Genomic DNA, 12,816 nt, shown 5'->3' on the forward strand with positions numbered 1-12,816 from the left:
CTTTTGGAAGTGCCTCTGTAGTCGGCATGCCATACAGAATCCGGGCTGTCCGGTTTGAACTACATGCCGGGCATCGAGTCGGTCTACGAGAGGTTGAAGTATGGATTAGTGAGTGAAGGTTTGACATCAGAATTACACATGAAGGGTAAAAGTTGAGCATTATGGTTAAAAAACTATAGATATGTAAAGCATAATCGATATCTATTCATTTTTTTACTAAAAAGGTTTGATATATTCAAAATATGTAAAATATTTATTGACAAATTTTGAATAAAATAAATCAAATACTAAATGATTGGCCTCCTGGTACACTAATCACCAGTGAGTGGTTAGAAAGCAAAGGTGTATCCAGACAGCTGTCTGCGAGTTATGTGAAAAGCGGCTGGTTTGAGAAGGTTAGTGCCGGTGTGTATAAGCGACCTAAGGATGAAATTGCAGGGGCAGGAGTGCTATACACGTTGCAAGTCAAAAACAACATGTCTGTTCACATAGGAGGAAAAACGTCTCTTGAATTACAAGGGTACGGCCATTACATAAAAATGGGTCCCCATCAAAAAGTAGTGCTTTGGAAAGAGCCGGACTTATGGCTACCGACATGGTTTAAAAATGTTGAATGGGATGTGTCATTTGAGGTGCGATCGGCAAAACTATTTGATGATTATGATGAGAGTTTGAATAAGAAGAATGTAGATGGGTTTTTACTTAATATGTCGAGTCCGGAGCGAGCCGTGATGGAGTATTTATATGATATACCAAAACATGAAAACTTTGATGAAGCCCACTACATCATGGAGGGTATGACGACTTTGCGGCCGTCAGTTTTGCAATCCTTGTTGGAGAATTGCCGATCCATAAAAGTAAAGCGTTTGTTTCTCTACATGGCCGAAACGTATAACCATTCCTGGCTTAAGTACCTTGAAGAATCAACTATAGGACTGGGTAGCGGTAATCGTTCTATTGTCAAAGGAGGTAAGCTGGTCAAGAAGTATCAAATTGTTGTACCCGAAATAAACAGAGAGGATCGATGAGGAAATAAAGGTTGGAATGTGGAAGGAGTAAAATTTAGACAAAATGAACGCTCTTCACCGGTGACGTGAATAGTTGGTACATTAGTGGGTACACCCTTCTCAAAATCGGCCTTTATGGTCTTTAAACGCAATTAATTAGACGACTCATAATCGAATGGTCTTCCCGGGGATTCGGGACCGGGCTCTCCTTCGCCAATGTTTGGAGTGCGTGCACTTTTTTTAGGCTTTATGGTTTCCGAAGTCTCAAAGTAGGAGATCAGAGCAATCAACCTTTGCAAGCATTGAGTAGTGATATATTTCGTTTAAGAAAAAGAGAGAAACCAATCTATTATGTACATATCAACATAAAAAGTGAGGCAGAAGATTGGCGTTATGTTGGATTTACTTCTGACCTTCGGGAGCGTTTCATAAATCACAATCAGGGAAAGGTAGCGTCGACGAAAAAAACACGCATTTGACGGTAAAGAGGGTGAAGGAAAAATGGATCGGTTAGCTTTATAGTGTATTTGAAATGAGATATTACCGATAAAGGAATGGTGCAAAAATTTACTACATTAAATTATTGAAGAGCAGAGGATTACAGTTATAACTTTTTTTTCTAACTGTATTCATAAAATCAAGAGTAAAAACATGTAGTGGCCTCTTGTGATGTTACCGGCACACATTTTCGTGCCATAGCACCTAATTGAAAAAGAAAGAATAGGGCTAAAAGAATGATGATAGAGAATGATATTGACGTTGACATTTTATCAAATGAAACGGGTTTGAAAACACTGAAAGACCGGATGATGCCGATCCTGAAATCAGCGGCGGATATTTGTGAAGCGACTACTGCTTTGATTTATTTTCATATGGATTCAGATCCTGGAATACTTGCCTCACATGGAGCTTGTGATGAACCTATTGTTTCCGCTGCCAAAAAGATTTCAGATGTGGTGGATCCGGATAACGGTTTGTCAATTATACACAATGTTCGGGATCATCAGCAAGCAGCTTCTTTGCTTTCTGATTTGGAAATGGATAAGATTCAATTCTTTGCCGGGGCAACTTTCAGAAGTGAGGCGGGAGACAATATGGCCACTTTTTGCATATGCGATTCCATGCCCCGTGATCTCTCCGATGATCAGAAACAGCAGCTTCAGGTGATGATAGATGGAGCAAGGGCTCATCTTATGTTCTACAAAAAAACGGAGTTGTTGAAAGAGAGTAGCAAAAAACTGAAATCCTATTCTGCACTACTTCAAAACTCAGCAGATCTTACCTTCCTCCTGGAGCCTGGTTCAGGAAAAATAACGGATGTAAGCAATGGAGTGGAGAAGGTTTTGGGATATTCACCGGATACACTTAAAGGAAAACCGTTTACCAATTTTTTGGAGGCAGATGAGCTTGAAGATAGTACAATTGAACAGTGGTTTTCGAGTGAAAAGCAGCATCGGGGGCGTTACTCAACATCGGTTCGGCTTATAGACAAGCACGACCGAAAAAGATGGTTTCAGTGTAATTTCTCGGGTGATGAAAACAAATGGTACGTGACAGCCATTGATATTAGCGATAAAAAAGAAGCGGAACAGGGGGTTTATGAGCTTAAAGATAAACTCAAAAAAATTGTATCGGTTGCGACAGACCTCATTTATGAACTGGATTGGGCGTCGGGCGATCTCTCCTGGGGAGATGAGTTAACGGACGTACTCGGGTATCCGAATTCGGAAAAGTTTGTGGATTACGACTGGTGGCTCGATAAGATCCATCCTGATGATCTTGAACAAGTGGTTCATGATGTTGAACTCACGATGGAAGGAGATAACCAGAAGTCGAACCTTGTCTACCGGATCAGAACATTCGACGGACTTTATAAATATGTGATGAATCGCATCTATGTGGATCGCAATGAAGATGGCACGCCGGATACCATAATTGGAGCCATAGTAGACGTAAGCGAATTAGTGGAAATAGAAGAGAAAGCATTCCGCAACAAGAAACTGCTGGAAGAGCTTGCCGACAACGCATGGTCAGCCACATGGATAAGAGATGCGAATGGAACATTTGTATTTGCCAATGATAAGTTCAGATCACTGCTTGGATTGTCCGGGAAAAAGGTGGTGGATAAAAACTTATATGACCTTTTTGATAGTGAGAAGGCAAGCCAGTTTAAAGCCAATGATCAGAAAGTATTGGAATCGGGTGAGCCCATTGTTTTTGAAGAACAGCTCAGAGTAAATGGAAAGGTGAGATATTACAAAACTAATATTTTCCCGATTAAAGGGGTTCCGGGACTAAAACAGATCGTTGGCGGGGTAGCCATAGATGTAACCGAAGAAAAAGAGAGCCGGGAGATGCTTCAGGATTCTCTGGAGGAGAAAAATATTTTATTGGCAGAGATTCATCACCGGGTGAAAAATAACCTTGCTGTTGTATCAGGAATGATGGAACTACAGGCATACAGTGAAACCGATGAAAGGGTTCAGGAAAAACTATATGACAGTACCGGACGCATTAAAACAATGGCAACAATCCATGAACTGCTGTATAGGGCTTCGAGTTTTAAGAACCTTCGGCTTGATAGAAATATCGAACAGCTTATCACCAATATTACCGATACCTACCATAGTTCCATTGATCTGGAGCTCTCGTACGATATGGAGTCGGTTGAATTGAACATAAATGATGCAATTCCTTGCTCACTCATTTTAAACGAGATTGTAACGAATATTCTGAAACATGCATATGATGACGGTGATTCAGGGACCATGCATATTTCCCTTATAGAAGAAGATGGTACAGTGACGCTGAAAATCCGGGATGATGGAAAGGGTTTACCGGATGATTTAGACGAAGAAGATTCAGGAACATCTCTTGGGATGGAGCTGATTCAAACCCTTACGAGCCAGCTTCATGGCTCATATTCATATACATCACTGGATGAGGGTGTGGAATTCAAGCTTATCTTCGATAAAACAGAAGGAAAAGGGAGCTCTTCAAATTTTAAATAAGTTTCAAATAGGAAACTGCCTGACTGAGTGAAATTAAAGAATTAAATGTCTGCCTATTTATTCCTTGAAAACGGACTTGTTAAATTCTGTACAAGACAAGAAACTAATGCCACTACTCTGTGCTGCCAAACTACCCGCCTTCTCTCATCTCACGCTGACGCATCGGCATTCGGTCGATGACACGAAAGAGTTCAGCGGGTTCGAGCACTTCGTCTTGTTTGAGTTTCACGCCGCCGTCTTTTCCGATCAGTAAGATGGAGTAGCCGTTTTCCGGCGGAGACAGCCTCTCACGGATTTTTTGGCTTGAAGAGTCTGATATGACTTCTCCATTCAGCGAGGAACACTCTTCATTAAAAACGGAGATCAGGATTAGGTCGCGGTCCCGGAATTCGCCTTCAAGGGAAGAGAATCTGTCCATTTGAGTTTGGTAGGTTTCGTCATCTGAATGAGATGCAAAGAGCACGAGTATTCTGTTCTCCCACTGAAATAATTCGAGTGAAATCTCTTTACCCGTACAGGGTTGATCTTTTCGAAAGTCGGTGGAGCTTATCTGAGTCATGGCAAAAAAGGGTAAGAAAGTAAAAATCAGCAGCAGTTTCACGCCGGCATGAGTTTGAAGGTTGTAGAGACTGTACATTCAGAGATAACTAAAACAAACCGTGCAGCTCGAGTCGTTCCTTTATAGTACAGTCAGCACTGTAAACCCGATGACTATAATCCATTGGGTTTCCAAAATTTATCGGTTTGGATGGAACCTTACGTAGACAACACAAATTTTGGTATGGTGTTATATTCAGTGGTTAGGTTATAATAAAATCAAAAAGTAGAAACTCTGAATAGAACAAAAAAACTAGAAATTGGATCCAAGATGGGGCGCAAGCTAAAGAAATTGAGCTCAGTGATAACTAATTAACCGGTAGATGCGGCCAATAATAATTATATGCTGTCCGGGTAATGTGGTTAAAGGTATTCAGATAATTATTTTCAAAAGAATGCTCTTGAAATACCCAGTACAAGAAGAGGAACCAGGAAGAAGAGTGTGGCAATATAAGCACCGACGAACCACTTATTTTTTTGGGTTGCCGCGGCCATATATTCTGCAAGGGCGGGAGGAACATTTCGTAATAATGGGATGGAAAAAATTAATAAGATGGCTGTCAGATTAAACAGGAGATGTACCAGGGCAATTTGGAATGCAAGAATGGCGGTGCCTCCTGTTATGGCAGTAGCAGCCAGTAATGCGGTTACAGTGGTTCCAAGGTTTCCACCGAGCGTAAAGGGGTAGACCTGCTTCATCGACATCAGCCCGCTTCCGGCCATGGGCACGATCAGGGCTGTTGTTGTGGATGACGACTGAACCAGAATTGTGATCAAACTTCCGGCACCTATTCCTGAGATAGGTCCTCGGCCAACCGCGGTGTTCATGATTTCAAGCGCCCGGCCTGTCATTAGTCGTTTGAGGATTTTGCCGATTGAATGGACTACAAACAGAATGAGCGCAATGCCGGCTATGATAAGGATGATGCCCTGCCAAACACCTTGTATTAGGGATGCAGCAGCAGTTAAAAGATTTACGGTAGGAGCAATGGCAATGGAAATAACATTGAAACTGCTCAGATCAGCACCTGCTGCCGTAACATCAGCTGCAAAAAATCCTGCAATCCATAGTGATGCACTTTCAAGCGGATGAAACGCAAGTTCGAGCGGGAGAATCAGCAAAACAGCGAATATGTTAAAACTATCGTGAACAGTGGCAGCTGAAAATGCTCTCTTAAACTCTTCACCATCTCGTACATGGCCAAGACTGACGATTGTGCTTGTCAGAGATGTGCCAATATTAGCCCCCATTATCATCGGAATTGCCATAGACAACGGAAGACCACCTGCAACCAGACCCACAATGATTGAAGTAACCGTACTTGAGCTTTGAATGGTTGCCGTTGCAACGATTCCAATCATTAGAGAGATTACAGGGTTTGTGGCGAATGAAAACAGTTGAACAGCCGCACCGCCTGAAGCAATTTCAAAGCCGTCACCGATAATGGATACTGCAGCGAGGAGCAGGTATATAAGCAGCAAAACCTGAAGCCACTTTATGGCTGTGCCGTATCTTTTAAGTAGTGTCGGTTTCTTTTCCTGAACTGTTTCCAATCAGATCTCCGAATAAGTGGAATTTAGAATGCTTTGAGTCCTCATAAATATGTTAGCAAAACACTGTTAGGGAAATGTTACCTTAATGTTAAGCCAATCTGTTCATTTCAAGAATTGAAGGAAGAGAGTCCAGGGGGGAAACGGCTCTTTAATTGTGAACCTTTTGTTTGATGGCGGTTATCAACACGGGCATGTTTAAAAAGCGACCGGTTCATTTTGGGTTTACCCTATCACGATATTGATAATATGGCAAACTTTATAGGCAAGCATCGAATGAAGCTCATAAAAGAGGGTGGAAGGAATGAATACTTGCCAAACGGCAAAAGACGGTCAAGTCGCTACCACCCGCCGGTACCGGATTCACCTTTTACGGGCCCTGTAATTTCGGGAGTCATCCAGCCGCCATAAAAACCACCGGGCTGAGGTTTTACTCTTATATTGTCGACATAGCATTCCAGTTTACCGGGGTAAAAAGAGAAGTAACCGGCAATTTTTTTAAATGGATGTGTGGGATTTTCATAACTCCAAGCTGCTTTTTCAAGCCTTTTGCCTTCAACTGAAATATTCCAGTAAGTAGCTTTCCCTTTCCACTCACAGTAGGATGAGCCCGGAGCCTTCTCAAATAACTTCGTAATTACATCGTCCGGGGGAAGGTAAAATGTGGGTGGACTGGCTGTTTCTAAAACTTTTACTGATTTTGTTGTCTTCGCAATTGTTTGGTTCATCCATTTAACCTCCACGATTCTGCTGTCCTTCACTATTTCGGGAGGACGCGGATAATCCCAAACTGATTCTTCACCGGGTGCGGGTTCCTTGGCAAAATCGGGGCGTTCGCTTCCATCGTATTTCCACATAGCTATATAGGTTTTTTAGAACTTTAGTTCCTATAACCTTAATCAGCAGTCAAGAGTTTTATAAGCGACCCATTAATTTCTTCAGAAAGTAACTTTCAGGGAGACACCACCACCATTTCTCCCGTAAAAGGGAGTTATTGCTAAGTTATCTGATCTGTTAAGATCAAGGTGCCGTTTGGAAAGTTTGTATCCCCAGAAGGCCCCGATTAAAGCTCCCGCATAGACGTCAGATAGCCAGTGCTCCCCTTTTGAAATCCTTGCGATAGCCGTGCCAACAGGAAGTGCAAGCATGCTGTAGGTGACTACCCCAGGATAGTAAACGACCCAGGGTACAACGAGTGCAAATGCGTTGGATGAGTGCCCGGACGGGAAAGACGCTGCATCACGCTCAAAAAAGTTGAAAGCGTAGGGAGAACTATTTTGTGAAGGCCGCTCACGGGCAAATACATATTTAAGGGTATAAACAGAGAGATATGTGTATAAAAGAGACTGAAAAGAGGTGAAGGCAGCATCCTGAAACTTTCGGCGGTCTGTAAGCAGTGATGTTCCGAATAGCGCTGCAGATAATGGAGCTATATAATCAAAGTTTCCCAGTTCGTTTGCAGCTTCCAATGTACGACTGTTTCTGAATTCGGATTGAGTATAAGAGGACGAGCGGCGATCTAATGCGGAAACGGCTGCTATACTTACACCGGCTGCAATCAATAATCCCAGGTCCCTATGACTTACATTTTTCGCAACATAAACAGGGTCATTCACCGTCCAGTTGATAAACCGGTTTAAATCAGGTGCTGTTTTATCATTTTGTGCAATCAGTTCCTGATAGGTTGGCACAAGACAAAAAAGTGCGATAAAAAAAACTGTAAAAGATTTATCCATAGCGAAAGAGGAGTTTTCGACAAGATATTGACTATTTACGAATACTAATAAATAGATAGAATTGTCTAAAAAACCGATGCGATAGAGGATCAATAATCAATAAAAACACAAATTTTAAGTTAAAGTCCGAATCATTTTGTCTGATAAAGACATGTTGTTTACTTTAATTCGGTTCATTTTAAACAAAATATTACTACACAGTGAGATTTCTTTCCCTGTTAATTCTTCTACTTATATTTGCTGATGGTCTCCATGCTCAGGATCGTTTGCCGTCTCTGTTTGAAAAGAGCGAATCAGCTGAAACTGAATGGCGTTCAAAATCAAAATCGGATCTGAAGCGGGTTCCGATCACTTTTGATGATGAAGTTCTGAATAAAATAAAGACTCAATCAATCAAATCATTTATAATGCCGGGTATCGATAAACGGGTTTATGAAGTTACGGTTCAGCGAGTGATCGAACACTACAACGGTGACTGGTCTATCACGGCATATCTCAATAATGACTGGCAAAATAGTTTCATCCTCTCAGTATCTGACGGTAAAATTCTCTCCGGCATTCAGAATCATGTCGATCACCTCTATTATGAAATTAAATATTCAGATCAGGAGAATAGCCATTCTTTGATCCAGGTAGATCCACATGAGAAGGATAATATTTCTTGTGGTATCGGCGATGATCATGAAGTCAAATCCTCCTCCGGGTCAGCCGGAAAATACATGCCTAACAAAGATGTAAATGATCAGGCGGTGATTGACGTGATGATTGTTTATACACCAAGGGCTGAAAACTGGGCATTGGTAGAAGGAGACATTCAGAATGTTATTAACCAGTCGATGGCTGTGGCACAGAATACTGCCGATAACGCCAATTTGGGAATTGAATTCAGGCTTGTTCATTCAGCCCGGATAGACTATACGGAGAGTTCGAGTGCCGGAACAGATTTGAGAAGACTTACAACCTCGCCGTCTTTTTATGAATTGGGCTATGAGTATACAGGGTATATGGATGAGGTGCATGTATGGCGAGACGAATTCCAGGCAGATCTGGTCGCAATGTTTATTGAAACAGATGAAGTAGGGGGGCTTGGATGGCTGCTAAGCAATACTGAAGGGGATCCGCGCTTTGGTTTTTCACTTACCCGGGTTCAGCAGGCGACAAGCACGACACATGCACATGAGATGGGGCACAATATGGGTAACGCACACAGCCGTTTGCAAGAGTCAAACCCTGCGGGTGCAGATGGCGGTTTGTTTTCCTATTCAACCGGCTGGCGGTGGAATGGTCAGGACAATCAGGAGTACGCTTCAGTGATGACATACAATGAAGACGCTCAGAGTGTACAAATTTTTTCAAATCCGGATGTCTTTTTCAAGGATGTTGCAACCGGATCGTATACGGGGACAGGGGCGCCCTCAGACAATGCCAGGAGCATGCGAGAAATAAAACACATTATTTCCCAGTACAGGGAAGCCAGGGACATACCGGTGGTGGAAACAAACCGGATATTTAACATAACGGCAGGAAAGGCCGAGGCAACTGGTAGTATTGTGGATATTGGAGGGAGCCCCATACGAGAGCGTGGAATCTGCTGGGGTACAAATCCGAACCCGGGGGCCGCAGATTTTTGCAGCCGTTCAAATTTTAGTGGTGATTCTTTTTCCGTGGATCTAGCGGAATTAAAAGGAAATACAAATTACTACGCGCGGGCCTATGCCAAAAATGATGGAGGCACTGCTTATGGTGAAAATTTAGAATTTAAGACAAAAGATATCAGTGCATCACAATCCGAAGTTGTTGTAACTAGAAATCGCGTGCTTGCAACAGGTGAACAAGAGAGCAGAATTGATGTTACTCTTCGAAATAGCGCCTTAGAGCCTGTTGATAATACTCAGGTTGTTGTTGATCAGGATGGATATTCAGATGTGGTGCCAGTAAACGACGTGACGGATGAGAATGGATATGCCAGTTTTATTATCACACATGATTCTGAAGAGAAAATTACTTACAGGGCAGTTGCTGAAGATCTGCCGGTTGGCAACAGTATAGAGGTTGAGTTTCTCTATACAGAGGCAGAAACGGTGCTGGGCAATAACTATCCGAATCCATTTAATAATCAGACCGTCATACCTGTTGTTGTGCCTGAATCGTCCAGAGTTAGAATTGACATATTCAATTCATCCGGAGCAAGGATTGACACTATTATTGACGAGGAACTGTCGGTTGGCTATTACGAAATTCCTTTTAATGCAAACAGATTATCGTCCGGTGTCTACTTTTATCGGCTTGCAACGAATTCTGACGTGAAATTTGAAAAAATGGTTCTTTTGAAGTAGCAGAGTTCGGCTCAATAGAGAGCTAACAGGGCTTTGTGAAATCAATGCCTAACGTCTTTCCGAAACGTACAATTCTGTGCTAGGCATTCGAAGAAGTACTTCACTGCTTGAGTAAAATCATAAAGAGAAAACCCATCATAAAATCCCGCGAGAAAGTACCGGGATAAGTCTGGATTTTATTTCAGCTTTAACAAAATAATGTCAAACCATTAAATGGTACGGGTTCTGTCAATCCCTCTTTAAATAATCTGAAGTGACAAATCTGTTGTTATGTTTCGACTCAGAACATATACCACATCATAGGTTAAAAAATAATGTAACGTTTCAAATTTTCAGTCGTCTTAATTGACAAACCCTGAATACTATCTAATTAAATAAACAGATTATGTTACTCAAAAAATTGTTAAGTATATCATTCGCAGCACTTATTGGAATGTCATTACTCATTGTAGGATGTGAAGATACTACAATAGGTACAGACGCAGACGGCACGGGAACACTTGAAGTGCTTCTGCACGACGCCCCGGCTAATTATGAAGAAGTAAACGTATTTATTGAAAGAGTAGAAGTAAATAACGGTGAAACGGAAGGAGGCTGGGAAACCATCAGTACGCCCGAGCAAAGTTACGACCTTTTAGAACTTGTAAACGGTGCAATGGAAGTGCTTGGCTCCGCTGAATTGGAAGCAGGTACGTACGAGCAAATCCGCCTAATCCTGAGCAGCGATGGACACAGCGTGGTTGTTGACGGCACAGAGCACGATATGTTTGTACCAAGCGGTGAGCAAACCGGTATAAAGTTGAACGTAAATGCTGAAATTGAGCCGGGTATCACCTATACGCTCTTGCTTGATTTTGACGCGGCTCGATCTGTTGTGGAGCGTGGTAATGAACAATCTGGCATACAATATCTTCTTAAACCTGTTATCAGTGCTTCAAATGAAGCCGTTACAGGAAATATTTCCGGAACAATTGAACCTGTTGACGCTCAGCCATTCATCTATGCAATTGCAGACTCAGATACTCTTTCTTCAACCAAAGCGGACACCTCTGATGGTACGTTCATGCTTGTTGGACTTGAAGAGGGTACATATACCGTCTCCGTAGACCCAACAAATGACGCTTACCAAACGTCAGATACTACCGGTGTTGAAGTAACAGTCGGTGACACCAATGAAATTGGAACTGTGACACTTTCGGAAACACAAGATTAAGTATTAAAGCTTAATACGGAAAAAAGGTCTGTATCTTTTGATGCAGGCCTTTTTTGTTTATGTGCAGATAATCTTGAAATCTGCCTTTGCCTCTGAATTGTTTACAACCTTCCCCAGCTCAATCCCACATGTCATTGGTAATAATTTCCAGGCTGTTGTTGGCGGGATCCCTGAAATAGAACGAGCGGCTTCTGTTTGGCCAGTCTACTTCGGACTCAATTGGAACGTTCTTTTTTCGAAGATCTTCTTTTAAGGGTTCAAATTCATCGACCGATACACCGAAAGCCACATGTCCGGGGCCTTGGGTTCCGTGAAGCGGTATCGGGCTGCCATCCATATCGGTTTGAATATTCAGGGTATGCTCGGGATTAAAAATAAGAAGCATGGAATCGCCGCATTTAAAGAAAATATGTCTGTTTTTCTCTTTCATTACAATTTCCAGTCCCAGAACTTCTGTATAAAATGATTCAATTTCTTGCAGGTTCTTCGCATACAAGCACGTTTCCGCGATCTTCATGTCTGGCCCGTTTTTGATTGAATTAATTGGCTCATTTTTGAAAAGATAACAAATTTACGAAGGGCTTTAATTCTCTACTCAGCCCAATGTGAACCGGGCACCTGATGAAAGATTTAAAACTTTTCGGGTAAGTACCGTTTTTTATCAGTAATGTATCAAACCTAAACTTTTCAGCTGGTTAACCCTCACCATCTGAAACAACTTCTTCTGCAGCCTCTTGTTCTGTTTGATCAGGTCGGCGACTCTCCTCCTGTAAAATCAACAATAGGGAAGATTCGATATTTTTCCGGACCCTCTCGTGTATAGAGCTGAACCATTTCTCTCGTTCATCATCCTGAGATTCAGACATTACAATTAAATCATCCTTTTCTGATATCTGCAGGATAGCCTCCTCAACATTTTCCACTTCAATGCTATTACTTTTGATATCTGATTTGTCAATACCGGCCTGCAGAAGGCTTTTGAATGCTTTGGTTTTTAACTCACTAATGGAATCCTCTGACTCTTCCTGTACAACAAAAAACAGGGAAATAGCTGTGCCACTGTAATCAGATAGTTCTCTCAGAATGGTTGAAAGACGCAAATTAACCTGATCTGCACGATAAATCGGAACCAGTATCCTGTTCAACTCTTTCATCGGTTTGGGAATTAAGAGTGCGTGTACCTCTTCCTCATCCAGATACTTTTCTAAGAGGTCTGGATAGTTTGCGGTATACTCCAGCTGACTTTCTGTGTCGATAGATGAGAAAGAGAGGTTGTCCAGGTAGTTCTTGAACTTCTCTTGCGTATCTTCATCAAACTCCTTCTCCGATTGTTCTGGGTGAGTCTGCTCGGGACTGATCCGATAT

10 protein-coding genes are annotated in these 12,816 nt (G+C 42.0%); 4 read left to right on the forward strand and 6 right to left on the reverse strand.

The genetic code is table 11. The features are described from left to right. Positions 1–266 precede the first annotated feature (266 nt). Together ACESM0_RS09630 and ACESM0_RS09635 are read left to right on the forward strand one after the other, a co-directional pair. Positions 267–1,028 carry a type IV toxin-antitoxin system AbiEi family antitoxin gene (locus ACESM0_RS09630; protein ID WP_372905938.1) on the forward strand — a complete coding sequence of 254 codons (762 nt, stop codon included), beginning with the start codon at positions 267–269 and terminating at the stop codon, positions 1,026–1,028. A 713-nt stretch (positions 1,029–1,741) separates the two neighbouring features. Continuing rightward, complete coding sequence (locus tag ACESM0_RS09635; RefSeq protein ID WP_372905940.1) at positions 1,742–4,018, forward strand: PAS domain S-box protein; 2,277 nt, start codon at positions 1,742–1,744, stop codon at positions 4,016–4,018. Between the two features lie 130 nt (positions 4,019–4,148). Here ACESM0_RS09635 and ACESM0_RS09640 read toward each other — a convergent pair whose 3' ends face one another. The 4 genes from ACESM0_RS09640 to ACESM0_RS09655 all read right to left on the reverse strand — a co-directional run bounded on the left by ACESM0_RS09640 (position 4,149) and on the right by ACESM0_RS09655 (position 7,902). Next, entirely contained in the window at positions 4,149–4,655 is a 507-nt protein-coding gene (locus ACESM0_RS09640; protein WP_372905942.1) for a DUF4174 domain-containing protein, read from the reverse strand. A 347-nt stretch (positions 4,656–5,002) separates the two neighbouring features. Then, a complete protein-coding gene (locus ACESM0_RS09645) occupies positions 5,003–6,169 on the reverse strand; it encodes a Na/Pi cotransporter family protein (RefSeq protein ID WP_372905944.1) in 1,167 nt (388 codons plus the stop codon). Positions 6,170–6,507: 338 nt separating this feature from the next. Next, the gene (locus ACESM0_RS09650) at positions 6,508–7,023 is read right to left on the reverse strand and encodes a DUF427 domain-containing protein (RefSeq protein ID WP_372905946.1); all 516 of its coding nucleotides are present in this window, start codon (positions 7,021–7,023) and stop codon (positions 6,508–6,510) included. 81 nt (positions 7,024–7,104) lie between these two features. Continuing rightward, positions 7,105–7,902, reverse strand: coding sequence for a phosphatase PAP2 family protein (locus tag ACESM0_RS09655; protein ID WP_372905948.1), 798 nt, complete (start codon positions 7,900–7,902; stop codon positions 7,105–7,107). 200 nt (positions 7,903–8,102) lie between these two features. Between ACESM0_RS09655 and ACESM0_RS09660 the strand changes: the two genes are divergently transcribed. Then, complete coding sequence (locus tag ACESM0_RS09660) at positions 8,103–10,238, forward strand: reprolysin-like metallopeptidase (RefSeq protein ID WP_372905950.1); 2,136 nt, start codon at positions 8,103–8,105, stop codon at positions 10,236–10,238. A 385-nt stretch (positions 10,239–10,623) separates the two neighbouring features. Further along, positions 10,624–11,451 (forward strand): DUF4382 domain-containing protein, encoded by an 828-nt coding sequence (locus ACESM0_RS09665; protein ID WP_372905952.1) that lies wholly within the window; start codon positions 10,624–10,626, stop codon positions 11,449–11,451. Between the two features lie 118 nt (positions 11,452–11,569). Here ACESM0_RS09665 and ACESM0_RS09670 read toward each other — a convergent pair whose 3' ends face one another. Both ACESM0_RS09670 and ACESM0_RS09675 read right to left on the reverse strand, forming a co-directional pair. Beyond that, positions 11,570–11,968: a VOC family protein gene (locus ACESM0_RS09670; RefSeq protein WP_372905954.1), complete on the reverse strand. Its 399-nt coding sequence runs from the start codon at positions 11,966–11,968 to the stop codon at positions 11,570–11,572. A 178-nt stretch (positions 11,969–12,146) separates the two neighbouring features. Continuing rightward, on the reverse strand, positions 12,147–12,816 hold a 670-nt coding region (locus ACESM0_RS09675; RefSeq protein ID WP_372905956.1), incomplete at its 5' end, for a hypothetical protein.

It is taken from the genome of Rhodohalobacter sp., from assembly GCF_041686455.1.
Lineage (GTDB): Bacteria > Bacteroidota > Rhodothermia > Balneolales > Balneolaceae > Rhodohalobacter.

What these genes read in the sequence shown, in the direction of transcription:
- ACESM0_RS09635 (WP_372905940.1), top strand. Translation starts at nt 1,742, where the DNA reads ATGATGATAGAGAATGATATTGACGTTGACATTTTATCAAATGAAACG.
- ACESM0_RS09640 (WP_372905942.1), bottom strand. Translation starts at nt 4,655, where the DNA reads ATGTACAGTCTCTACAACCTTCAAACTCATGCCGGCGTGAAACTGCTG.
- ACESM0_RS09650 (WP_372905946.1), bottom strand. Translation starts at nt 7,023, where the DNA reads ATGTGGAAATACGATGGAAGCGAACGCCCCGATTTTGCCAAGGAACCC.
- ACESM0_RS09655 (WP_372905948.1), bottom strand. Translation starts at nt 7,902, where the DNA reads ATGGATAAATCTTTTACAGTTTTTTTTATCGCACTTTTTTGTCTTGTG.
- ACESM0_RS09665 (WP_372905952.1), top strand. Translation starts at nt 10,624, where the DNA reads ATGTTACTCAAAAAATTGTTAAGTATATCATTCGCAGCACTTATTGGA.
- ACESM0_RS09670 (WP_372905954.1), bottom strand. Translation starts at nt 11,968, where the DNA reads ATGAAGATCGCGGAAACGTGCTTGTATGCGAAGAACCTGCAAGAAATT.